Below are 24436 nucleotides of genomic sequence, written 5' to 3'. Positions count from 1 at the left end.
TGGAACGGCGCACTTCTTATTGTCTCGCCGGTCTCAAGAATGAAATCATCCGGCAAAGGAGGGCCGATCCATGCAGACTTTCCGCACCGCATTCATCTCGATGATCGCTTTGGCTGCCGCGGCGGGCAGCGGCGGAGCGCAGACGTCCGGCGGGGCGGGCGCCTGTCCGCCGATCGAGACACGCCCGCCCAACGTGCCGGACCAGCGCCCGGCGTTTCCCGGCCAGACCCGAGCTTGCGCGATCGAATCGAATGTCGCTTTCGACGTCGTCGTGCTCACGAAAGGACTGGAGAAACCGTGGGCCGTGGAACCGCTTCCCGGCGGCGACTTGCTGGTCACGGAAAAGCCCGGCCGCATGCGGGTCGTCTCGGCCAAGGGCGAACTGGGGCAGCCGATTGCCGGCGTGCCGGCGGTCGACGCGCGCGGCCAGGGGGGATTGCTCGACGTCGCGCTGAGCCCGAACTTCGCGGCCGACCGGACGATCTACTGGAGTTACTCCGAACCGCGGCGCGGCGGCAACGGCACCACCGTTGCCCGCGGCGTGCTGTCCCCCGACCGGCGGAGCCTGGACCAGGTTCGGGTGATCTTTCGGGCGCTGCCGACCTACGACGGCGACAAGCACTACGGTTCGCGGCTCGCCTTCGGTCCGGACGGCATGCTGTACGTGACGACCGGCGAACGCTGGGACGCGGAGACGCGCAAGTACGCGCAGCAGCTCGACAGCCATCTGGGCAAGGTCCTACGGATCAACCCGGACGGCTCGGCGCCGAAGGACAATCCCTTCGTCGGCCAGCCCAACGCGCTGCCCGAGATCTGGACGCTAGGCCATCGCAACATCCAGGCCACGGCCTTCGATCCGGAAGGACGGTTCTGGGTGGTCGAGCACGGCGCTAAGGGCGGCGACGAGCTGAACCTGATCGTCAAGGGCAAGAACTACGGCTGGCCGCTGGTAGCCTACGGCGAGGAATACTCGGGCGAGCCGATTCCGGGCGCGGTGACGGCCCGTCCCGGATTCGAGCAACCCGTCTATTACTGGGACCCGGTGATCGCGCCGTCCGGTGCGCAGTTCTACACGGGCGATGCCTTTCCGGCGTGGCGCGGCAGTCTTTTTACCGGCAACCTCAAGGACGAGCGGCTGGTGCGCGTCGTCCTCGTGAACGACCGGGTGAAAGGCGAAGAGCATCTCCTGGCCGACCGGCGCCAGCGCGTGCGCGACGTACGGCAGGGTCCGGCCGGGGAATTGTATGTCGTTACCGACGAGAGCAACGGCGAACTGTGGAAGATCGTGCCAAAGCGATAAGGTCGCAGCGAACCACGCAAATCGGCAGACCGCCGCAAGAAGAAATACACGATTTCGCCGGCGGCAGCACTCGTGTTTTTTGGCTTCAGGGCGCGAGATAGTGAAAATGAGTACGGCCTGGTAGGCCGTCCGCTCTCCATTGGTTAGAGCGCATTCAAAGCAGAACCTAAAGTCCGTATTAAACCGAGCAGTCCATGTGTCGATCCGCTTCCCGACTTTTTGCCATTGCAATCTGGGTGTTTTTTAGCGCCGCTCTTTCCGCGGAGGAGATGCGCGCCGACCCGGATAACTATAAGCGGCAGATTTCCCGCCTAAAACCCGGAGATACTTTGCTTTTCAGCCCCGGCGTTTATCGGCAGGGAATTTTCATCGACGGGCGCAATGGGAGACCCGGAAAGCCGATCACGTTGGCAGGGATCGGAGGGCGCCCGATATTTCTGGCGAGGCCCGGCCAAGACACCGTCGTGCTACACGACTCCAGCTATATCACGCTTCGCAATCTGGAAATCGACGGAAGGGGAGTGATGGTCAACGGCGTTCAGGCTTCGGGAAATTTCGCCCATCACATCGTCCTGGAAGATTTGCTCATCCACAATCTCGGGCGACATCAGCAGGTGGTCGCGATCTCATCGAAATGCCAGGCTTGGGACTGGCAGGTTCGCCGCAATATCGTGATCGGTGCCGGGACCGGCATGTACTTCGGAAATTCGGATGGGAATCATCCTTTTTGGGGCGGCCTGATCGAAAACAATCTCATCATGAACACGATCGGCTACAACCTGCAGATCAAGCATCAGAACCCGAGGCCCAGGCTTCCCGGAATGCCGCTGGAATGGCCGGTTCCGCGGCGCATACTCGGCCGCGGGACGCAATCCGCGCTGGAGCCCTGCGCTCGAACTCAGGACGCCGGTGCGGTAAATTCCGGCCGTGCCTGACGGGGCAAGCGCTAGCGCACTTTGACCTTGACCACGGTGGAAAGGCCCGGCCTCAGCCGGCTCAGGTCGGTGCCGGGCCGGAACAGAATTTTTACCGGTATGCGCCTAACGATCTTGGTGAAGTTGCCGGTGGCGTTTTCCGACGGCAGCAGGCTGAATTCCGACCCGGAAGCCGGCGCGAAACTATCCACCGTCCCTTCGAACCGAATGTCGGGGTAGGCATCGACTTGGATGTCCACCGGTTGCCCCGGTTGCATGTGTCCGATTTGGGTTTCCTTGAAGTTGGCTTCCACGAAGAGCCCGTCGACCGGAACCAGATAGCCGAGTACGGTGCCGGGCTTCACGAGTTGGCCGACCTGCACGCTGCGATTGCCGATGATTCCGGCGAAAGGGGCCGTAATATGGGTGTTGGCAAGATCGATACGGGCCAGGTCCAGCGCGGCTTGAGCCGCCTGCAATCTGGCCCGGGTTTCGCCGATCTGGGCGTCCAGGGAGGCCAACTGGCTTTCCGCTTCCAGCCGTGACGAACGGTATTTCTCCCGTTGCGCGGCGGCCTGCTTATAGGCGGCTTCGGCAACATCGCGGGTTTGGGCCGACACCGCGCCGTCCGCCGCCAAATGGCCGAATCGCTTCAAGTCCTTTCCGGTCCGTTCCAGGTCGGCTTCAGCGGCGGCGATGTTGGCTTCTTCCTGACGGATCTTGGCGCTCTGTGCGCGCATGTCGGTTTCCAGGGTCTGGATGCGAGCCGTTTCCACCATGACTTGGGCTTCCGCCTGGGCAACCCTGGCGCGGAAGTCGTGGTCGTCGATCACGACGAGAAGATCGCCCGGCATCACCTTCTGGTTGTCCTGGAACAAGACTTCCTTGACGTAGCCCGTCTCTTTGGGACTGATCAGGCTGATGTGCGCCTTGAGATAGGTGTTGTCGGTAGTCTCGAACGGATGGATCGCCTCGAGCCAATACACGATGCCGGCCGCAGTCGAAACGATGAGTGTCAGGAGGACGAGGGTGGTTCTTAAAGAAAAGGGGAGGCGCATGGGCTTCGATTGCTGTACTACACGGTGTAGTTTAGTCTAGTCGCCGGTTCCACTTCAAAGCAATTCGTCCGAGCAGGATCATGACTACAATCCCCAATCCAAAACGACAGGCCATACTAGATGCAGCCAAGCGCACGTTTCTCGCAAGCGGCTACAGCGGTGCCAGCATGGAAGCCATCGCCGAGGCCGCGCCGGTATCGAAGCCGACGCTCTACAGTCATTTCCACAGCAAACAGGAATTGTTCGCCGCCGTGATCGGCGAACAATGCGAAGCCTTGCTGAGCACCCTTTCCCGTGCTCAGACCGAGTCGCTCGGTCCGGCAGCCGGCCTGAAAGCCATCGCCGGCGCTTTTGTCGATCTCATCTATTCCAACGAGGCCTTAAATCTCTATCGCCTGATCATCGCCGAGCAGCAGCATTTTCCGGAACTAGGCGAGTTGGTATACCGCTCCGGCCCGGAGCCGATATTGCAACGGCTCTCGGTTTATCTCGGCGAACTGCGCGGGCGCGCCGCTTTGCAAATCCTCGATGTGAACAGATCGAGCCGATCGCTATTAGGAATGCTGCAAGGCGATGAACATTTACGCTGCCTTTTGGGTTTGCAGCCGGGCTTGAGCGAGGCCGAAAAGGAACACCTTATCGAGGCCGCCGTTTCGCTGTTCCTCAAGGGACATGGTTATGACGCCTAAGCTGGGCTGGCTATGCGTGCTGATCGGCTTGGCCGGATGTACCGTCGGACCCGATTACCGGAAACCCGTGCCGGCCGTCCCGGATCGCTGGCAGGCCGGAAAGGAGGCGACCGCCGATCTGAAGCCGATCGACCCGGAGACTTTGAAAACCTGGTGGAAGAGCTTCGACGATGCGCGGCTGAGCCGTTTGATGGAACAGGCCTTGGGGGGCAACCTGGACCTCAAGATGGCGCTGGCCCGCATCGACCAGGCCAGGGCCGAACGACGCGGCACCCGCGCGGAATTGTTCCCGACCGTCGATGCCGCGGCGGGCGCCCAGCGCGCCGACAATCCCTTCCCCGGCCTTGCGCCCGGTATCCGTTACAACTTGTTCGAGCTGGGGTTCGACGCTCTGTGGGAAATCGATCTATTCGGCCGTCAGCGGCGGCGGCTGGAAGCGGCATCCGCCGACCTGGAGGCGGCGCAGGAGCAACACGCCCAAGCTCTGGTGACGCTGACGGCCGACCTGGCGCGCAGCTATATCGAATACCGCAGCCTGCAAAACCAGCTGGGCATCACCCGCGCCAATCTCGATGCGCAGCGGCATACGCTGAAGCTGACGAAGCGGCTGTTCGACGAAGGCGTGGGGACACGGCATGACGTGGTGCGGGCACGGGCTCAGACCGAGACCACCGAGGCGCAGATTCCCGCCCTGGAGGGAGAGTTGACTGCCGTTCTTCGGCAACTGGAACTGCTGGTGGGGCAGCAGCCTGGTTCCCTGGCGGCCGAGTTGAACGAGGGTGGGGCCGTCCCCGTGGCGCCGGGGCGGGCGATCCTGGCTTCCCCTGCGGAGACGATCCGCCATCGCCCCGATCTCCGCATCGCCGAACGCCAACTGGCCTCCGCCACTGCCATGCAAGGCGCCGCGATCGCGGAGCTGTTTCCGAAAATCTCGCTATCGGCTTTTTTAGGGCTGCGTAATACCGACATCGAAAACCTGTTTAAATCGGCGGCTTTCTCCTACAGTACAGGCGCCAATCTTTTGCAGCCGCTGCTCAACTTCGGACGCATCCGTGCCGGTATCGATTTGGCCGAAGCGCAGCAACAAGAAGCCTATTTCGCCTTTGAAAAGGCGGTGCTCGAAGCGCTTCGGGAAACGGAAACCGCGCTGACCCGGTACCTCAAGGAGGAGGCGCGGCGGCAGACCTTGGCACGTTCGGTGGCGGACCTGCGCGAATCGGTTCGGTTGTCCCAGTTACGCTATAACGTCGGCGTCATCTCGTTTTTGGACGTCCTGGATGCTCAGCGCGCTCTTTATGTCGCCGAAATCGAGCTGGCCCGGTCCGAAGCGGGGGCTTCCACGAATCTGATCGCGGTGTATAAAGCCTTGGGTGGCGGCGCAAACCCTAGGCCGCTACAGCCGGAAACCATTCAGGGAAAATCATGAGCAAAAGGACGAACTGGGCGCTGATCCTCGTCGGCGCCGGCGTCGCAGTTGCCGCGCTATGGTGGGTCTTGCGCCCGGAGGGGTTGCCCGAGGGTATCGCCGCCGGCAACGGCCGCATCGAAGCGACCGAGATCGATATCGCCACCAAGATTCCGGGCCGCGTCGTCGAAATCCTGGCACGGGAAGGCGATTTCGTGGAGGCCGGCGAGGTGCTCGCGCGTATGGACACGGACGTGCTGCGTGCCCAGCAAGCCGAAGCGCGGGCCCAGGTTCGCCAGGCCGAGAACGCTTACCTTACGGCGCAATCCATGGTCGCTCAGCGTGAGAACGAACAGGCCGCCGCGGAGGCGGTCGTCGCCCAGCGCCGCGCCGAACTCGATGCCGCCGAGAAGCGCCTGCGCCGTTCGCTGGCGCTCGTCGACGAAGGCGCCGTTCCGCTACAGCAACTCGACGATGACCGTGCCCGGTTGCTGGCCGCGCGGGCCACGGTCAACGCGGCCCAGGCCCAAGTTGCGGCGGCGCGGGCCGGCATCGACGCGGCGAAGTCGCAGGTGGTGGAAGCGCAGTCGGTAATCGCGGCAGCCAAGGCGACAGTCGCTCGCCTGCAGGCCGATATCGACGATGCTGAACTGAAGGCGCCGCGCGACGGCCGCGTGCAGTACCGCGTCGCCGAACCCGGCGAAGTCCTAAGCGCCGGCGGGCGCGTGCTCAACATGGTGGATCTTTCCGACGTCTACATGACCTTCTTTTTACCTACAGAGGCGGCGGGTAGGGTCGCGCTCGGCAGCGACGTCCATCTGGTTCTCGACGCCGCGCCGAACTACGTGATCCCGGCCAAGGCCAGCTTCGTCTCCAGCGTCGCCCAGTTCACCCCGAAAACCGTGGAGACCGAAACCGAACGCCTCAAGTTGATGTTCCGCGTGCGCGCCCATATCGATCGCGAACTCCTGAAGCGGCATCTCGAGCAGGTCAAGACCGGCTTGCCGGGCATGGCCTACGTCAAGCTCGACCCGGATGCCGCATGGCCTCCCGAGCTCCAGATAAAACTGTCGAGATGAATACCGCTACGCCCGCCGCGCCGGTCGTCCGCATTCGGGGCGTCAGTCTCCGCTACGGGGGAAATCCGGCTCTCGACAATCTGAGTCTGGATATTCCTGGCAACTGTATGGTGGGTTTGATCGGGCCCGATGGCGTGGGCAAGTCGAGCCTGATGTCGCTGCTTACCGGCGCCCGGAAAATGCAGCTGGGGCGGATCGAGGTGCTGGGCGGCGATATCGCGGATGCCGTCCACCGCCGCGAGCTGTACCCGCGCATCGCTTACATGCCGCAGGGGCTGGGCAAGAATCTCTATCACACCTTATCGGTGTTCGAGAACGTCGATTTCTTCGGCCGGCTGTTCGGCCAAGGGGAAGCCGAGCGCAGCGGGCGAATAGAGGAACTGCTCGAAAGCACCGGTCTCGCACCCTTCCGGGACCGCCCCGCGGGCAAGCTGTCGGGCGGCATGAAGCAAAAGCTGGGGCTTTGCTGTGCGCTGATCCACGACCCGGACCTCCTGGTGCTTGACGAGCCGACCACCGGCGTCGATCCATTGTCGCGCGCCCAGTTTTGGGAATTGATCGCCCGTCTGCGTCGGCGCCATGCCGGCATGAGCGTGTTGGTCTCGACCGCCTACATGGAGGAAGCGGAGCGCTTCGATTGGCTGGTGGCGATGGACGCCGGAAAAATTCTCGCGACCGGCACCGCGTCCGAACTGCGCGAACGCACCGGCGCCGATAAGCTGGAAGTGGCGTTCATTCGGCTGCTGCCGGAGGAAAAGCGCACAGGCTACACGGAAGTCGTCATTCCGCCCCGCGAGGTCGGCGGCACACCGGAAATCGCCATCGAAGCGCGTGATCTCACCATGCGTTTCGGCGATTTCGTCGCCGTCGATCATGTCAATCTACGCATCGAACGCGGCGAGATTTTCGGCTTTCTCGGCTCCAACGGCAGCGGCAAGACGACCACGATGAAAATGCTCACCGGACTCTTGCCGCCCAGCGAAGGCGAGGCGCGCCTGTTCGGCCGGGTGGTCGATGCGCGAAATCTCGAAACCCGGAAGCGCGTCGGCTACATGTCGCAGGCGTTTTCACTGTATTCCGAGCTGACCGTGCGGCAAAACCTGGAATTGCACGCCAAGCTGTTTCACCTGACTCCCGCCGATATTCCGGCCCGGGTCGACGAAGTGGCGAAGCGTTTCCTTTTGGCCGCGGTTATGGACACACTGCCCGACGCCCTGCCTTTGGGTCTGCGCCAGCGCTTGTCGCTGGCGGTGGCGGTCATCCACCGGCCGGATCTCCTGATTCTCGACGAACCGACCTCCGGCGTCGACCCGGTGGCGCGCGATATGTTCTGGCAGCTGATGATTGATCTCGCGCGCCGCGACCGGGTCACCATCTTCATTTCCACCCACTTCATGAATGAGGCCGAGCGCTGCGATCGCATCTCTCTGATGCACGCCGGCAAGGTGCTCGCCAGCGACACCCCCGCCGCACTCGTCGAGCGCAGCGGCACGGCCACGCTGGAGGACGCCTTCATCGCCTATTTGAAAGGCGCGAGCGGCCAGGACGAGGTGCCGGCGGCGGAGATGTCGCCTCCGGCGGCCCGGACCGCTGCCGTGGCGCACGCGCCCGCCGCCCGCTTCAGCCTGTTGCGGTTGTTCAGCTACAGCTGGCGCGAAGCGCTGGAATTGCGCCGCGATCCGCTCCGGGGGGTCATATCGCTATTCGGTACGGTGCTTCTCATGTTCATCATGGGCTACGGCATCAGCATGGACGTCGAGGATCTGCGCTTTGCCGTGCTCGATCGCGATCAGACCACGCTCAGCCACAATTACACGCTCGACCTCGCAGGCTCGCGTTATTTTATCGAACAGCCACCGATCGCCGATTACGACGAAATCGACCGCCGCATGCGCAGCGGCGAACTGAGCCTGGCGCTGGAGATTCCGCCCGATTTCGCGCGCGACGCGGCGCGTGGCAACCATGTCGAGATCGGCGCCTGGATCGACGGCGCCATGCCCACGCGCGCCGAGAACGTGCGCGGCTACGTACAGGCCATGCACCAGGGCTGGCTAATGGAGCAGGCGCGCCGGCGTGACACGGGACGCCTTCCCGCCGGGTTGATCTCGATCGAGACGCGCTATCGCTACAACCCGGACGTCAAGAGTCTGCCGGCCATGGTGCCGGCGGTGATTCCGCTGCTGCTGATGCTGATCCCGGCCATGCTCAGTGCGCTCAGCGTGGTGCGCGAGAAGGAACTCGGTTCCATCCTCAACTTGTACGTCACCCCGGTAAGCAAGACCGAGTTCCTGATCGGCAAGCAACTGCCTTATATCGCTTTGGCGATGCTCAATTTTTTTCTACTGTCGGTGCTGGCCGTGTTCGCCTTCGGCGTTCCGCACAAGGGCGACTTCCTGCTGCTGACCGTGGCCGCGCTGCTCTACGTGACGGCCGCCACCGGCCTTGGCCTCCTGATCTCGGCCTTCACCCGCACCCAGATCGCCGCTATTTTCGCCACCATGATCGCGACCATGCTTCCGGCCTCGCAATTTTCCGGCATGCTCGACCCCGTGTCCTCGCTGGAAGGCGGGGCGCGCGTGATCGGCGAGATTTACCCGACCACCCATTTCCTGACCATCAGCCGGGGCACTTTTTCGAAGGCATTGGGTTTCGCCGACCTCAGTTCCCGGCTGGTGCCGCTTGTCCTTGCCATTCCGGTGATCCTGGCTTTGAGCATCGCGTTGCTGAAGAAACAGGAGCAGTAGCCATGCACGCCTTGCTCAACATCTTCCATCTCGGGATCAAGGAACTGCGCGGCCTAGGGCGCGACACCCTGATGCTGGTGCTGATCGCGTACTCCTTCTCCTTTCAAGTGTACATAGCCGCGACCGGGCTTCCCGAGTCGCTGCACAATGCGCCTGTCGCCATCGTCGACGAAGACCGCTCACAATTGTCGACGCGCATCATCAATGCTTTTTATCCGCCTCACTTCCTGCCCCCGGCGATCATCGATCTCAGTGCCGTCGATCCGGCCATGGATGAAGGCCTCTACACTTTCGTCCTCGACATCCCGCCCGATTTTCAGCGCGACGTGCTGGCCGGGCGCCAGCCGGCGGTTCAGCTCAACGTCGACGCCACCCGCATGTCGCAGGCCTTCATCGGCAATAGCTACATCCAAAACATCGTCAACGGCGAGGTGGCGGCCTTCGTCCAAGGCCATAGCGCGCTCGCCGCCCTGCCGGTCGAGCTCGAAGTGCGTATGCGCTTCAATCCGAACCTGACCGCGGCCTGGTTCGGCTCGGTGATGCAGGTCATCAACAGCGTCACCATGCTGTCCATCATTCTCACCGGTGCCGCCCTGATCCGCGAACGCGAGCATGGCACCGTCGAACACCTCTTGGTGATGCCGCTGACGCCGTTCGAGATCATGATGAGCAAGGTGTGGTCGATGGGATTGGTGGTGGTCGTCGTGGCGACGGCATCGGTCGTTTTCGTCGTGCAGGGCGCGCTCGAAGTGCCGATCGAAGGCTCGATCGCGCTGTTCGTCCTGGGAACGACACTGCATTTGTTCGCCACCACCTCCATGGGTATTTTTCTGGGCACGGTGGCTCGCTCGATGCCGCAGATGGGCCTGTTGATGATCATTGTTCTGCTGCCTTTGCAGATGCTGTCCGGCAGCACCACTCCGCGCGAGAGCATGCCCGAGTTGGTGCAGAGCATCATGCTGGCGGCGCCGACTACCCATTTCGTCTCGCTCGCCCAGGCCATTCTTTACCGCGGAGCGGGTTTTGGCATCGTCTGGCCACAGTTCCTCGCGCTGATCGCGATCGGCGGCGTGTTTTTCGTCCTCGCCCTGGCACGCTTCCGCAAGACCATCGGTTCGATGGCTTAATGGCGCTTCGATAAAGCACCGCCAGCGCAGAGGACGTGCGGACGCGAGACTCTGGTTCGCTCGGTGGCGGATTTGCAGGAATCGATAGGCTGCCGCGTTCATTGACAGCAAGACCTTCGATGCCGGCCTCGGCTCGCCGGTTTCGCTCGATTATTTCGAGCGACGGAAGGAAGTGCTATGCGTTCGCCTTGGCTGGCGCGCCGAAAAACAAAGCCGTGAACTCGCGTTCGCCGATCGCCCGGACCAATTCCCTGAGTGCGCAGTACACGAACAACAATACCAGTAACCACATTTGGACCAGCCAGAAATGCGGCCAGACGATCTCTTCCACGAGATGACGATTGGCCTCTGCGATCTGTCCGAACTTCGACAGGAAAGGCGCCAAGTGCTCCAGGTACCGAACCAGCAACGTGGCGAGAAAATAGATACTTACTTTCCACGTTACATTGTAGATCAACGGCTTGTCAGGAAAACGGTTGACGAACCGAAAATGATCCGCAACCAGGACGACCTTGCCGACGATCAGTGCTCCGATCGCCGCATTGGCAAAGCCGGTGCTTGGAATATGGTACTCGCGCAAAACCAACTGCTTGGTCAGGATGAGCAGACAGAAGGTCACGAAAAAGAACAGCGTGGGTGGAAGAATCGAAAAAAATTCGTGTTTGATCGTTTCAAGGATTTTCACGGGTGATCTCCTGTCTCTTGAGGGCTAGTTCATCCCCGTTGGGAACGGACGGATAGATCATTTTCAACCGTCGCGGGCGTGGCCTCGCCGACGTCCGGCTCGTCCGCCGAGGACACCATTTGGTTGATCATGAAATCGCATGTGGTCCTCGCCCTCACAATCCCGGCGGCAGCTTTTCCCAGGGATAGCCCTTGGCGGCGAGGTCGTATCCGGTCTGGAACAGCTTCCGCATATAGTCGGTATCGAAGTCTTCCTTGTGCGGGGCGTAAAAACTCTTGGGGATGTAGGCGAGATTGAAGTCGATGCCGTCCCGCTGGGTCTCGGCGTAGATCTTGTACAAATCCCCTACGCCCTGGGTCTGGATCAGAGAGTCGATGGCGCGGCGGGCGATGCTCAGCGTGCGGCGCTCCACCGCCGCCCAGTCGGGGTCGAGGCGGGCATTGCGGACGACATAGAGCCGGCGCTCGCGGATGATGCCCCGCTGCCTGCTGATCTCGGCCACCCTGATAGCGGGCGGATAGAGAAACACCTGGGCCGTTGCGCCGCCGTCCACGTGCATTTCCTGATAGCGCTGGCCATTCGCTTCCACGTCGATCATGACCGGCGGAAATGCGCCCGGAATGGCGGCCGAGGCCAGCATGATCTTGTGGAATAACTCCGGCGCGTCCGCATGGCCGCTGGCGGCGAGTTTGCCCATGTTCCAGATCACCGCCTGGCGAGTGTCCAGGTTGGTTGTGGCCATCAACAAAAGGCGGCCCTTCTCATGCTCCCGGGCGATCTCCTTCAGCATGTCTTCCGTCACATATTTCTTCAGAAGCCGTCCCAGCGGCGCGTTGTCGGCCAGGGCGTCTTCGAAGATCGCCGCCAGAAAATAGCGTGCCTCCAGAATATCCTTGGGCGCGCTGCGCGTGTAGACCTCTTCTAGGGGCGCGTCGTATTTGGGCCCCAGAAATGCGAACGGCGCGATCAAGGCGCCGGTGCTGATGCCGGTGACGCCTTTGAATACCGGCCGGGTACCCCCCGCGGTCCAGCCGCACAAGAGCCCGGCGCCGAAGGCCCCATTATCGCCCCCTCCCGAAAGGGCCAGGAAGTTGGCCGGGGGAAGCGTGTCCGCCTGGTTCTGTGGGGTAAGGTAGGCGCGCTCCCGGTAGAAGGTTTCCATCGCATCTTGGGCAAATTCCGGCATCTCGGTGCGAACCACGTAACGGATTCCGGGCAAACAGACGACTTGGGCTTTTTCTGACCAGGCTTGCGGGACTGCGGGTCGCCGCGTGGGCAGCAAACAGGCGGAAAGGCAGACAATGGCGGCGAGCAGGAGCAAGCCGAACGAGTGGTCGTGCGAAATTATTCCATTCATGGGCCCACTCCGGGAGAGCAGCGATGACCAGCCGCATCGTTATTTATCACGGGAAAACCCCCGGCTCTGCCGCAATGCCATTAAGTTAAGCCGTCACCCCGGCAGGGATTGCTCACCCCATCCCTGGGGTTCGTCCTACGGACCGTGCTGCGCACGTCCAAATTTGCTCCTGGCAAATTTGTGCCGGACAAATCGGCAGGGCGAGGCGCAATGCGGCGAGCGGGTAGGCCAGGGAAGGACTGCCCAGGACTCGCGAGCGAAGCGGGACGGCGTAGCGTGGCGAGGCCGGTTTGCACGCATCGCGCCCGAAGGGTGCCGGGCAGGATCGCCCGGCATGAATCCAGTTCACAGGGATTGTGAACGGTCGAAACCATCCGTGGTCACTGGACCCCGGCACTCCAATCGCAAACGGGCCTTTAGTCGGCCCCTTCCCTGCCGGGGTGACGACATGGCTTTTGCCCGATGGCGGTCAGGCCCCTTTGAGGGGCCAGCCGTCGAAAGCCACCGGCTTTGCCGGTGGATCGTTTCTTAAACATCTGAAAACGTCCGACCATGGAGTTCTGCCGCGGAAACCGCGGATTGTCTCGATCTCGCGGATCCGCGACGGAGCCGGAGAGCGTCGGGTCGTGCCGCAAAGTGGGTCATTCAACGCAACGCCGAAGCGACCGGAAATTGGTAAATCTACGTATGCCGCAGGGCGGGAGCATGGGCTCGAAGGCACCGGTTTCCCATGAACCAAGCCTAAGCGCGGAACATTCTCCCTTGCGCAAGATCGAAAATTGCATTGAGACCTCAATCCGATCACTCCGGTGCGCAGGCCCTGTTGTAATCGACGTCGAAGCTGCCAAGGCTTCGGCAGTGATTGAGGCCTCACGGCATTGGGAGTTGTTGCCTCGATTGATAAGGTAAGCTTCCTGAGACGCCTCAAACTCTAATGACGGAGGGAATTATGAAGTCAACACGGAATGTTGTAAGAATCGGGTTCTCGTCTATCGCCATGCTTTTTTTGGCCGGATGCGTATCCGGCCCCAACATGACCTGGTTGCCGGCAGGCGCCATCTCCACCGATATGATTCTCCCCGTTCAAGTCGCCGCCGGCTCGGAAGGCGCCAGGGGACCGGGTCTGAAGCAGGGCACGGCGAGCTGTAAGGCGGTGCTGTTCATCGCGGGTTGGGGGGATTGCAGTGTTCAAGCGGCGGCGGCCGCTGGCGGCATAACCAATATCAGGACTGTCGACTGGCGGTACGAGAGCTATGTCGCACCTATTTTTTATCGATACACGCTGATCGTGTCCGGAGACTGACCGATTTCGCGACGGGCGGATCGGGTTATGGGAAGACCGTGCGAGGTTCGTGCGCGTAAGGTGGTCATCTCAGGCGAAAAACTGGCGGATCATGTCGCGAATGCGCTGTTGTTCCGGAGATAGCAGTTCCGGGGCGCTATCCTGGAGCCAGCTCAAATATTGTTGAATGACATGTCCGGCTGCCGCGTGATCGGAACTCTGGGTCAAGGTCAGAAAGAGATTCCAGGCCGCGGCCGTCGTGTCGGGGTGCCGATCGCCCAATACGTACCGGCGGACGTCCAATACCTGCTGATGCAGCACTTTCGCCTCGTCGAGATTGCCTAGCGCCCAGAACATCTCCGCCAGGTTGCACAGGGCGGTTAAGGTGTCCGGATGTTCTTTTCCTAGCGTCCGGCAGCATGCGTCGAGCGCCATTTCCTGCAATATTCGAGCTTTGATAAAGTCGCCTGCGAGCCAGAGCGATTCGGCCTCTCGCTGTAGTGTCATTACGTTCTTGAGATCGTCGGACTTCGGAGCCCTGTTTAGGAACGTTTGTACACTGGGTTCGCCGATACGGTTTCCCTGGAATGTACCGAATAAGAGTGGCGGGATGCTGGCACGGACGGCCTTCGCGATCGGCTCGGTTGTGCGCGCAGCCGAATCGTGTTCACCCGGGGAAGGTGGGGGCGAAGCATCGCTATTCTGTTGCGATGCCGCTATTCCCGTCGCCGTGGTGATCAGGCGTGCCAGCTCGATGAGCTGCGATTCGTTTTCCGTTCCCGTCCAATGGAACGGATTATATATGGCGAATTCACGTGATGTAGGTGTGCCGCCATACAGGATGGGAATAAGCGTTTTGCCGCTGTTCAGCGATAGCTCGTGCAGAAGGAGGTCGGAATAGGGAATGTCGGTGTCTGAGGAAGAGGCGGCTTTGGCTTTGTTGCTCCCGTCACCAGTGATCAAGAACAGAATCACCCGGGATTGACGGATATAATCCTTTAGCTGCTCGATACGAGAGCTTTCCGGGCGAGCGTCCCAGTGTTCGACGACGATTCGTTCCGGATGAAAATAGCGGCGCAGGTACCGATAAAGGGCCAATGCCGGAGTGGCTGCGGAGACGTGGTCGTAGCAGATAAAGATATCGCAATGAGGCACAGCCTACTCCGCCTGATTAGTGGATCGGCCTATGCTTACGGTGCTTTCCTCGCAGAAGCTTCCCGGTGCCGATGCTCGCATCCGTGGGCCATCCCTGACCCTCGATATCCTAGTGAGATTAGAGGCGCAAACAACTCGCGCGTCTGTGAAATATTCACATTCCGGAGCTGGCGTCTTTTGACAAACGGCCTACGGCCGTTTGTGCTTCGGTTTTTGCTTGCAGTACCGCATTTTCGATCAGCAGTCGGGCAGTCGCCGCGCTCAAACCATTTCGAGTTCCGGCGGTTTCAAGCCCCGATTCATGCCAGGCCATTTCTTCGACCGCCAGTTGTCGTGCCCCGCTCCAAGCCGCATGCGCCATGAGCGGAGACAGCTTGCCGTCCGGATCGAACCGCTTTATCACATAGTCCGCGATTGAATCCGGGGTGGCCGTGTCCCCGAGTAAACAAATCCCATCCCAAATCAGAGCTCGCACGACGGAGCTCATCTCTTTTTCGTCATATTGTGTCGTCATTCTCGTTATCTCAGATGTCAACGCTGCCCGCCCTGCAGCCGAGGCAGAAACGCATTCATGTTTCGCTTCGAGTCGATGAGCGTGATGCTTCGCTCGGACGGCTCCGCTAAATGCCAAGAAGTCCGGGCGAGCCTTCAAGCAGAAGGCGGTTTGATGGATTTAGCCTGGGAAATAGACCGCATTCGAGGGCTGACCGTCAAGTCGAGTCAGCGGTGTTTGAGCAGTGTCTGAAGCGCCGGTGCTCAAACCGGCCCCATCGCGGGTCGGCGATTCCAACACTAAAACATAGACTTATCGGCAACAACGCGCATCGGCGCGTCAGGTTCGATTCGGTTCTTCGCCAAAGATCAGGGAAAGTCGGCGGAGGGGCGGCGGTGCGTGGGGTTCCGCAGAATAGGCTTTTATCAAGACGCGAACATGGGGCAGAGACTCGGGCGTGAAATAGACGAAGTAAGCCGTTTCATCATCGGACTCGGTTCCATACATGGCCATTCCCTTTGGCCCGTTCCGGGCAATGTAGATGCGCCGGAACGTGCCCCGGATGACGGCTACTTCTCCGCCTTCGTATTCGTCGCGTGTCAGCCGGATGCGATACCAGGTTTCAGATTCCCGTCCGGCTGGGTTTTTTTCGTCCAAGGATCTTTACTCTATCCGTAATGTCCTTTTATTAGACCTTGCCTGGTCCGCCGGATTCTCATGCGTCGTAGCGAGTTGTCGCCGGCCCTATCTATCTCTTATAGGACTTACGCAAAACGGCTTTTGGTACCCTCTCCCTCAGGGAGAGGGTTAGGGTGAGGGGATTAAAAAATAAGGAATTCTCTCTTCTAGATCCCCTCATCCCAACCTTCTCCCGGAGGGAGAAGGGGCAAAATGCGTAAGTCCTGTCTTATAGAGTATCCGCGGCAAAATCCGCCAGGCGGGAGCGCTCGCCCCGCTTCAAGGTGATGTGGGCCGCATGGGGCCAGTCCTTGAACCGATCGACCACGTAGGTAAGCCCCGACGTCGTGCCGGTCAGGTAAGGGGTATCGATCTGGGCGATGTTGCCGAGACAGACGATCTTGCTGCCGGGGCCGGCCCGGGTAATCAGCGTCTTCATCTGCTTCGACGTCAGGTTTTGCGCCTCGTCGAGAATGATGAAGCGATTCAGGAAAGTGCGTCCGCGCATGAAGTTGAGAGAACGCATCTTGACGCGGTTCAACAGCAAGGTGTTGGTGGCCTGCCGCTCCCAAGTGGAGCCGTTTTCATGGCTGCTCAACAACTCCAGATTATCGAGCAGCGCACCCATCCAGGGCGTCATCTTTTCCTCCTCGGTGCCGGGCAGAAATCCGATGTCTTCGCCCAAAGGGATCGTTTCCCGTGTCATCACGATTTCTCGGTAGATTTTCTGCTCGAGCGTCATGGCAAGACCAGCCGCCAGAGTCAGCAATGTCTTGCCGGTTCCGGCGGTGCCCAGCAGGGTGACGAAGTCGATCTCCGGATCAAGCAGCACATTGAAGGCAAAATTCTGCTCCCGGTTGCGCGCCTGAATGCCCCACACCGCGTGCTGCGGGGTTCGGTAGTCGCGGGCCAGTTCGATGATGGCGCTGCCGCTCTCCTTGCTGCGGACGATGGCTTCGAAATTCGATTCGTCGGGAAGGTAAAGAAACTGATTGGGATACCAGTCTTTCAACGATGGACCGGAGACGCGGTAAAAGGTACGGCCCTGTTGGTCCTGCCAGGAGTCCATCTTGCTGCCGTGGGTTTCCCAGAAATCGAGCGGGAGCTCGAACGCTCCGCTGTATAGCAGATTGATGTCGTCCAGTACCTGATCGCTGTGGTAGTCCTCGGCCCGTATTCCGAGCACCGAGGCCTTGATCCGCATATTGATGTCTTTCGACACCAGCACCACCTGGGTTTCCGGCTGTTCTTCGGACAAGGCCAGCATGGTGGCGAGTATGGAATTGTCGGGCAAATCGCCGGGCAGGCTTTCCGGAAGCACCGAGTCCATGCGCCGAACCTGAAAAAACAAGCGTCCGCTGCATTTTTCGTCGATTCGGGACGCGTATTGCAGTTGATTTAGAGGAATACCGTTGCTGATCGCATGGATATCGGCGTGTTGGATCAATTCGTCCAGAAAGCGGCTGGCCTGACGGGCATTGCGGGCGACGTCCGACAGGCCCTTTTTCGAATGGTCCAATTCTTCCAGCACGATCATGGGGATGTATATGTCGTGCTCCTGAAAGCGGAACAGCGAGGCCGGATCGTGCATCAGCACGTTGGTATCGAGTATGAAAAGCTTGCGCTCTGGGGTTTGATCTTGGGTCATATTGTATTGCGGTTGGAATACGGGGATCGCGGACTGAAAGGGCGCGTTAGCGGCCGATCAATTCCCGGATTTTTCCCAGAACCTCTGTTGCATGGCCTTTGACGCTGACTTTCCGCCATTCGGCGGCAATCGCGCCGGCCGGGTCGATGAGAAAGGTGCTGCGCTCGATGCCTCGGACCTGCTTGCCGTACATGTTTTTCATCTTGATGACGTCATACAGCTTACAGATCGTTTCGTCCTGGTCGGAAATCAGTTCGAACGGAAATTCGAACTTGCATTTGAAGTTTTCGTGGGACTTTACTGTGTCGCGCGAGATGCCCAGAATCTCGGCATTCAAATCCTGAAATTCGGCGTACAGATCGCGAAAATCTTGTCCTTCCTGCGTACAGCCGGGCGTGTTGTCTTTGGGATAGAAGTAAAGGACGACGTACTTATCTCGATAATCCTGAAGCGTGATGGTCTTGCCCGAAGTGCCCGGAGCCGAAAAATTCGGCGCGGCATGGCCCGGAGAGGTTGTGGTCATGATGATTCCGATTTTAGCGTTTTACGGGTTCGAGTATGGCATCCAGGTTCTGCTGATCGCAGAAGTCCAGGAATTCGTCGCGCAGCGAGACGATGCGCATTCCGGTCGGGATTTTGACGACCATATGCGCGAGAAACAATGGGGTACCGCTGAAGGGAGCCGGATAGCGGCTGGTGCTGAGATCCAGAATTTTGATGTTGCGGCTGGCAAGAAACACGCTGAGCTCGTGAATGCTGTTGATTTGATCGGTGGCGAAGATGTCGATCGCATAGGGCAGGGTATTGTCTTCTCTATCTTCCGGCTCACGTCCGCGCAGCGTGTTGATCTTCATCGCAAAGCGGTTGGCCAGATTTTCGAATGCGCTTTCCAGCCGCACGATATGATTCCAATTGCCTTCGACCAATAAATGGCCGGCGAATTCATGCCCCAGCTCGGTCATGCGGCTTTCGAGAATCGTGCATTTGCAGTCCTTGATGGCGCGGGTGATTTCCACGATCAGATCCGGGCGATCTTCGCCAAGGACGGTGATGACGAGCTGCATAGACGTGTTGTTTCTCTTCATGAAAAAATGCGAAAAGTGTATCACTTTCATCCAGTTGGTGCCGCAGCCGGCGGAGCTTCGATTCCCGCCGGGTTTCCCGCGGTTACACGGCTTACGCGGTTGTCAGATGCCGGCGGCGCACGGTAACATGTTCTTTTTATTGAACCGAGTTAAGTTGCATGATTCAAGGTAGCATCGTCGCGTTGGTGACCCCGATGAAACGGGACGGCACACTGGACGACGAAAGTTTGAGCCGTTTGATCGAATTTCATATCGAACAGGGAACCGATGCCATCGTTGCCGTGGGAACCACCGGAGAATCGGCGACTCTCGATGAGGCGGAGCACTGCCGCGTTATTCAATTTGTAGTGGACCGGGTCGGTGGCAGGATTCCCGTAATTGCCGGCACCGGCGCCAATTCCACCACCGAAGCGATCAACCTGACGGCGCGAGCCAAGGACGCGGGGGCGGATGCCTGTCTGTTGGTGACGCCTTATTACAATAAGCCCACGCAGGAAGGACTTTATCTTCACTATAAAGCCGTTGCCGAGGCGGTGGACATCCCTCAGATTCTTTATAACGTTCCCGGCCGAACCGCGTGCGACATGCTGCCTGCAACGGTCGCGCGTCTTGCCCAAATTCCCAATATTGTCGGCATCAAAGAGGCCACTGGCAATTTGGATCGGGAGAGAGAGATTATGCGCTTGTGCGGTCCGGATTTCCTCCTTTATTCGGGCGATGATGCAACCGCGTGCGAGTTCTGTCTCCTCGGAGGAAAAGGGGTGATTTCGGTAACGGCCAACGTGGCGCCCAAGCTGATGCACGAGATGTGCGCCGCGGCGATCGCCGGCGATGCGGAGACCGCCCGCGCCATCGATGCCAAGCTGGCCGCTCTCCATCGCGATTTGTTCATCGAATCGAATCCCATCCCGGCCAAATGGGCGGTGCACGAACTGGGACTTATCGACGCAGGCATTCGCCTGCCGCTGACTTGGCTGTCGGAAAGCTGCCGTGAGCCGGTGCGCAGCGCGATGCGCCAAGCCGGTGTGATCTAATGTTTAATGCAACATGAATCGATTCGTTCCCAGAGCGGTTATTTTGGCCTCAAGCGTTTTCGTCTTGAGCGGTTGCAGTTTCGTTGCCGGGCTGTTTCCCGATAAGCAGAAACAATATAAGTACAGCTCAGAGATTCCCGCCTTGGAAATCCCGCCGGATTTGCAGGCATCGACCATCGAAGGGGGCGACGAGCGACCCGCGGCGGGTGAAAACAGGGATCGCTCGGATCGGTACAGTCCGGCCGCGGAGACACAAACCAAGGCCGACGATCAGCCGAGTGGATCACAGGCCACGTTAGCGCAAAATTCCGAAGACATTCCGCTGATCGAGCTCGAAGCGCCCTATGCCGAGGCCTGGAACGATGTGGGCAAGGCGCTTGGCCGGCTCAGGCTGGAAGTCAGCGATCAAAACCGGTCGGACGGAGTCTATTATGTCTATTTCAGCGGTGACGATAAGCCTTACGAAGACCGCGGGTTCCTGGGCGACATCGGTTCCTTCTTCACGGGTTCCGAAACGCCCGCGAAGGAATATCGCATCAAGTTGGAGGATAGGCGGGACGTAGTCGTGATCTATGTTCTCGACCAAGAAGGCAAGCCTCAGAGCGAAGGGCCGGGATTCGAGCTGCTCAAGCGGTTGCACCAAACCCTGCAGTCGCTCGGAGAACCCCAGGAACCGGAAAAGGAATAACTTTTCCGCGTTGTTTCCAACAAGCGATAAGTATTATCGCTGACCATAGTTGAAAGTCAGACCATGTTTGCCAAGTTTCCCGGCCCTCCCGCCCTCTCAGCATTTCGCTTGCAAAAGCTGTTGACCGATCTTCAGAGCGTCGAGCCGTCCATTATCGAAGTCTCGGCCGCTTACGTGCATTTTGCCGAGATCAAGCGCGCGTTGAATGGGTTGGAGAAACGTACCCTGGAAAGCGTATTGGCTTACGGGCCGGCGCACGATTCACGCAGCGCCGCGGGCGACTATTTTTTGGTGGTGCCGCGACTCGGCACGATCTCCCCTTGGTCCAGCAAGGCGACCGATATCGTGCGGCGTAGCAATCTGGCCGCCGTTCTGCGTGTGGAAAGGGGAATCGAATACCGCATTCGCAGCGCCAACGAAATTAAGCTCTCCAGTCGAGATGCCATAAAGGCTTTGATCCATGACCGGATGACCCAAACGGTGCTCACGCGGGGACAGGAGGAACTGCTGTTCCAACACCATGCTCCGGCGCCGATGGAATATATTCCTTTGCTCGAAGAGGGGAAATGGGCGCTGATCAAGGCAAACCGCAGGCTTGGGTTGGCTTTGTCCGAGGATGAATTGGATTATTTGGTCGAAAGCTTCACGGCGCTTCGACGGAATCCGTCCGACGTCGAACTGATGATGTTTGCCCAGGCCAACTCCGAACATTGCCGGCACAAAATTTTCAACGCCAACTGGCGCATCGACGGCGAGACTCGAAGCGAAACCCTGTTCGGCATGATCAGAAACACGACCGAGCAGTCTCCGGAAGGAGTTCTATCCGCATACCGGGATAATGCCGCCGTCGTTCGGGGCAGCACCGCGAACGTGTTTCTGCGCGACACGGAAACGCTGGAATATGGTTATCGAGAGGAACCGGTACATATTCTGATGAAGGTGGAGACCCATAATCATCCGACCGCCGTTTCTCCTCATCCCGGTGCCGCGACCGGTTCCGGAGGTGAAATTCGCGATGAGGCGGCTACCGGACGGGGGTCGCAAACCAAAGCCGGACTCACCGGCTTTTCCGTATCCCACCTTCGCATCCCGGGATTCGAGCAGCCGTGGGAACGGGATCACGGCAAGCCGGACCGGATCGCCTCCGCCCTCGAAATCATGCTGCAAGGACCGATCGGCGGGGCGGCGTTCAACAATGAATTCGGCCGCCCTAACTTGTGCGGCTATTTCCGCGCATTCGAACAGCCGGCTCCGGACGGTTCAGGGCTGCATGGCTATCACAAGCCGATCATGATCGCCGGCGGAATGGGAAATATCCGGCCGCAGCATCTTGCCAAGGAAACGATCCCGCCCGGCGCGCCCATCGTGGTGCTCGGCGGCCCCGCCATGCTCATCGGTCTTGGCGGTGGCGCCGCATCTTCCGTGGCATCGGGGGAGAGCGCCGAGGATTTGGACTTCGCGTCCGTCCAGCGGGAAAACCCCGAGATGCAGCGGCGCTGCCAGGAAGTGATCAACCGCTGCACCGCGTTGGGCGAGGACAACCCAATCTTGTCCATCCACGATGTCGGCGCCGGCGGGTTGTCGAATGCAGTGCCCGAGATCATTCACGACTCGGGTCGGGGCGGGCGTTTCGAACTGCGGAACATACTCATCGACGAGCCGGGCATGTCACCGATGCAGATTTGGTGCAACGAATCGCAGGAACGATACGTGCTCGCGCTCAAACCGGAGGCAGTGGACCGATTTCGGGCCTTCTGCGAGCGCGAGCGCTGTCCCTATGCCGTGATCGGCTACGCGACGGAAGAAGAGCGCCTGGTCCTCAGCGACAGTCAATTCGGTACCCACCCGATCGATATTCCCATGGCGCTGCTATTCGGCAAGCCGCCGAAGATGCGGCGCGATGTCACGAGAAATCGTGGCGCGCAATCTCCCATTTGCCGTGATGGCATAGCAATCCGCGAGGCGGCTCGGCGAGTATTGAATTTTCCTGCCGTAGCGGATAAGCGTTTTTTGATCACGATCGGGGATCGTTCGGTCGGTGGTTTGGTGGCGCGCGATCAAATGGTCGGACCATGGCAGGTACCGGTCGCGGACGTAGCGGTGACGGTCTCGGGTTTTCGGGCGTATACCGGCGAAGCGATGGCCATGGGGGAGCGTACGCCCTTGGCGGTCATCGATGCCCCGGCATCCGGCCGCATGGCTGTCGGAGAGGCTTTGACCAATATCGCAGCCGCCAGTATCGGCTCCTTAAGCCAGGTGAAGCTTTCCGCCAACTGGATGGCGGCAGCCGGCGCGTCCGGTGAAGACGCCAAGCTGTTCGATACGGTAAAAGCTGTTGGTCTGGACCTGTGTCCCGCCTTGGGCATCGCCATTCCGGTTGGGAAAGATTCGCTGTCCATGAAAACGGTATGGCGGCAGAACGAACGCGATGTCGTCATGACGTCGCCGCTGTCGCTGATCATTTCAGCATTCGCGCCGGTCATTGACGTTCGCCGCACCTTGACGCCGGAGCTACGGCTCGACTGCGGTCCGACGCGCCTGATTCTGATCGATCTCGGCCAGGGCAGGAATCGATTGGGCGGTTCCGCCCTGGCTCAAGTCTACGGACAAATGGGGGGCGAATCCCCGGATCTCGACGATCCGGCGTTGTTCAAATCCTTTTTCGCCGCAATCCAATCCTTGAACGAGGACGGCCGGTTGCTGGCTTATCATGACCGGTCCGACGGCGGGTTGTTCGCGACGCTCTCCGAAATGGCTTTCGCGGCACGTTGCGGCCTCGAAATCGACATTTCCGATCTTGGCGAAGACGCGGTTGCTGCGCTGTTTTGCGAAGAATTGGGGGCCGTGGTGCAGGTTCGCGAGACAGACTTGAGCGCGGTCACGGAGCTGCTCGATCGGTCGGGGCTCCACGGGATCAGCCATGTTATCGGCATGCCCAATACCGACAAGCAAATCGCGTTCTGGCGGGGTGATGAGATCTTGCTGTCGCAGTCCCGCGCCGAACTGCAGCGGACTTGGGCGGAAACCAGCTATCGCATGCAGGCCTTGCGCGATAATCCGGACTGCGCACGGCAGGAATTCGAAGCCATCGTGGACGAGAACGACCCCGGCCTTAGCGCCGAGCTGAGCTTCGATCCCGACGGCGATGTCGCTGCGCCTTTTATTGCTAAAGGTCGTCCGCGCGTGGCGATACTCCGGGAACAGGGCGTGAATGGCCATGTGGAGATGGCGGCGGCGTTCGACCGCGCCGGCTTCACGGCGGTAGATGTGCATATGAGCGATATCCTGTCGGGACACGCGAGCCTTCACGATTTCGTCGGTTTGGCCGCTTGCGGTGGATTTTCTTATGGCGACGTCTTGGGCGCCGGGGGCGGTTGGGCGAAATCGATATTGCTCAATAGCCGTGGCCGCGACGAATTCCAGGCGTTCTTCGAACGGCAGGATACATTCGGTCTGGGCGTTTGCAACGGCTGCCAGATGATGTCACATCTCGCTGGGTTGATTCCCGGCGCCGTGCACTGGCCACGCTTCGTCCGCAACGAGTCGGAGCAATTCGAAGCGCGCGTCGCATTGGTGGAAGTCCAGCGGTCGCCGTCCATCTTGTTTGCCGGCATGGAAGGATCGCGCATCCCGGTTGTCGTCTCGCACGGCGAAGGGCGGGCCGAATTTCACGACGATGCGCGCAAGGCGCTCAGCCTCGGCGTAGTCTCGCTCTGTTACACGGATACTTACGGAAAAATTACCGAGGCATTTCCACATAATCCGAACGGCTCGCCGCTGGGGATTACCGGTTTGACTACCCTTGACGGTCGCTTCACCATCATGATGCCGCATCCGGAACGGTGCTTCCGTACCGTGCAGAATTCCTGGCATCCGAGGACATGGGGCGAGTACGGTCCGTGGATGCGTCTGTTTCGAAATGCAAGGGTCTGGGTCGGCTGATTCGCGAGTACTTGAAAAACCAGGTCTCACCTCCATATTGGGTTTAGAGCAGAAACTCTTCCAACAAAGGAGA

Annotated in this window: 20 protein-coding genes; 11 read left to right on the top strand and 9 right to left on the bottom strand. The window is 60.0% G+C overall.

Annotated elements, in window-relative coordinates:
- Positions 1-70 precede the first annotated feature (70 nt).
- Positions 71-1300, top strand: a complete 1230-nt coding sequence (locus B2A78_RS17805; protein WP_077731364.1) for a PQQ-dependent sugar dehydrogenase — start codon at positions 71-73, stop codon at positions 1298-1300.
- Between the two features lie 194 nt (positions 1301-1494).
- Positions 1495-2235, top strand: coding sequence for a hypothetical protein (locus B2A78_RS17800; protein WP_077731363.1), 741 nt, complete (start codon positions 1495-1497; stop codon positions 2233-2235).
- 11 nt (positions 2236-2246) lie between these two features.
- Here B2A78_RS17800 and B2A78_RS17795 read toward each other — a convergent pair whose 3' ends face one another.
- Positions 2247-3272 (bottom strand): HlyD family secretion protein, encoded by a 1026-nt coding sequence (locus tag B2A78_RS17795; protein ID WP_077731362.1) that lies wholly within the window; start codon positions 3270-3272, stop codon positions 2247-2249.
- Between the two features lie 80 nt (positions 3273-3352).
- Here B2A78_RS17795 and B2A78_RS17790 point away from each other — a divergent pair, with 80 nt between their 5' ends.
- Genes B2A78_RS17790 through B2A78_RS17770 form a run of 5 tightly spaced genes read left to right on the top strand, consistent with a single transcriptional unit; the run spans position 3353 to position 10316 of the window.
- Positions 3353-3961 (top strand): TetR/AcrR family transcriptional regulator, encoded by a 609-nt coding sequence (locus B2A78_RS17790; protein ID WP_077731361.1) that lies wholly within the window; start codon positions 3353-3355, stop codon positions 3959-3961.
- A complete protein-coding gene (locus B2A78_RS17785) occupies positions 3951-5387 on the top strand; it encodes an efflux transporter outer membrane subunit (RefSeq protein WP_077731360.1) in 1437 nt (478 codons plus the stop codon). Before B2A78_RS17790 ends, B2A78_RS17785 begins: the two co-directional genes overlap by 11 nt.
- Positions 5384-6445 carry an HlyD family efflux transporter periplasmic adaptor subunit gene (locus tag B2A78_RS17780; RefSeq protein ID WP_077731359.1) on the top strand — a complete coding sequence of 354 codons (1062 nt, stop codon included), beginning with the start codon at positions 5384-5386 and terminating at the stop codon, positions 6443-6445. The genes B2A78_RS17785 and B2A78_RS17780 overlap by 4 nt, the downstream gene beginning before the upstream one ends.
- Positions 6442-9189, top strand: coding sequence for a ribosome-associated ATPase/putative transporter RbbA (gene rbbA / locus B2A78_RS17775; RefSeq protein WP_077731358.1), 2748 nt, complete (start codon positions 6442-6444; stop codon positions 9187-9189). Before B2A78_RS17780 ends, rbbA begins: the two co-directional genes overlap by 4 nt.
- 2 nt (positions 9190-9191) lie before the next feature.
- Positions 9192-10316, top strand: a complete 1125-nt coding sequence (locus tag B2A78_RS17770; protein ID WP_077731357.1) for an ABC transporter permease — start codon at positions 9192-9194, stop codon at positions 10314-10316.
- Between the two features lie 175 nt (positions 10317-10491).
- Here the strand turns inward: B2A78_RS17770 and B2A78_RS17765 are convergent, their stop codons facing one another.
- Positions 10492-11001, bottom strand: coding sequence for a hypothetical protein (locus B2A78_RS17765; protein WP_077731356.1), 510 nt, complete (start codon positions 10999-11001; stop codon positions 10492-10494).
- Between the two features lie 154 nt (positions 11002-11155).
- Positions 11156-12358: a patatin-like phospholipase family protein gene (locus B2A78_RS17760; RefSeq protein WP_240502578.1), complete on the bottom strand. Its 1203-nt coding sequence runs from the start codon at positions 12356-12358 to the stop codon at positions 11156-11158.
- 949 nt (positions 12359-13307) lie between these two features.
- Between B2A78_RS17760 and B2A78_RS17755 the strand changes: the two genes are divergently transcribed.
- The gene (locus B2A78_RS17755; protein ID WP_166642705.1) at positions 13308-13661 is read left to right on the top strand and encodes a TRL domain-containing protein; all 354 of its coding nucleotides are present in this window, start codon (positions 13308-13310) and stop codon (positions 13659-13661) included.
- 69 nt (positions 13662-13730) lie between these two features.
- Here the strand turns inward: B2A78_RS17755 and B2A78_RS17750 are convergent, their stop codons facing one another.
- From B2A78_RS17750 to B2A78_RS17725, 6 genes are all read right to left on the bottom strand, one after another.
- On the bottom strand, positions 13731-14795 hold the full coding sequence (locus tag B2A78_RS17750) for a tetratricopeptide repeat protein (RefSeq protein WP_077731354.1): 1065 nt from the start codon (positions 14793-14795) through the stop codon (positions 13731-13733).
- 154 nt (positions 14796-14949) lie between these two features.
- Positions 14950-15309 carry a hypothetical protein gene (locus B2A78_RS17745; RefSeq protein WP_133718976.1) on the bottom strand — a complete coding sequence of 120 codons (360 nt, stop codon included), beginning with the start codon at positions 15307-15309 and terminating at the stop codon, positions 14950-14952.
- A gap of 318 nt (positions 15310-15627) precedes the next feature.
- Complete coding sequence (locus tag B2A78_RS17740) at positions 15628-15945, bottom strand: hypothetical protein (RefSeq protein ID WP_077731352.1); 318 nt, start codon at positions 15943-15945, stop codon at positions 15628-15630.
- Between the two features lie 250 nt (positions 15946-16195).
- Positions 16196-17614 carry a PhoH family protein gene (locus B2A78_RS17735; RefSeq protein WP_077731351.1) on the bottom strand — a complete coding sequence of 473 codons (1419 nt, stop codon included), beginning with the start codon at positions 17612-17614 and terminating at the stop codon, positions 16196-16198.
- Positions 17615-17660: 46 nt separating this feature from the next.
- Positions 17661-18137 (bottom strand): peroxiredoxin, encoded by a 477-nt coding sequence (locus B2A78_RS17730; protein WP_077731350.1) that lies wholly within the window; start codon positions 18135-18137, stop codon positions 17661-17663.
- A gap of 13 nt (positions 18138-18150) precedes the next feature.
- Positions 18151-18699: an ACT domain-containing protein gene (locus B2A78_RS17725; RefSeq protein WP_240502577.1), complete on the bottom strand. Its 549-nt coding sequence runs from the start codon at positions 18697-18699 to the stop codon at positions 18151-18153.
- 158 nt (positions 18700-18857) lie between these two features.
- On the opposite strand from B2A78_RS17725, the gene dapA reads away from it, so the two are divergent.
- The 3 genes from dapA (at position 18858) to purL (ending at position 24363) form a co-directional block, all read left to right on the top strand.
- Positions 18858-19733: a 4-hydroxy-tetrahydrodipicolinate synthase gene (gene dapA / locus B2A78_RS17720; RefSeq protein WP_077731349.1), complete on the top strand. Its 876-nt coding sequence runs from the start codon at positions 18858-18860 to the stop codon at positions 19731-19733.
- Positions 19734-19776: 43 nt separating this feature from the next.
- Positions 19777-20421 (top strand): outer membrane protein assembly factor BamC, encoded by a 645-nt coding sequence (gene bamC / locus B2A78_RS17715; RefSeq protein WP_168175471.1) that lies wholly within the window; start codon positions 19777-19779, stop codon positions 20419-20421.
- 63 nt (positions 20422-20484) lie between these two features.
- Positions 20485-24363: a phosphoribosylformylglycinamidine synthase gene (purL, locus tag B2A78_RS17710; RefSeq protein ID WP_077731347.1), complete on the top strand. Its 3879-nt coding sequence runs from the start codon at positions 20485-20487 to the stop codon at positions 24361-24363.
- The last annotated feature ends 73 nt before the right edge of the window (positions 24364-24436 follow it).

This window comes from Methylocaldum sp. 14B, from assembly GCF_002005105.1.
GTDB lineage: Bacteria > Pseudomonadota > Gammaproteobacteria > Methylococcales > Methylococcaceae > Methylocaldum.
Note: the sequence above shows the minus strand (reverse complement) of the source record. Positions and strands in the feature narration are given on the sequence as shown.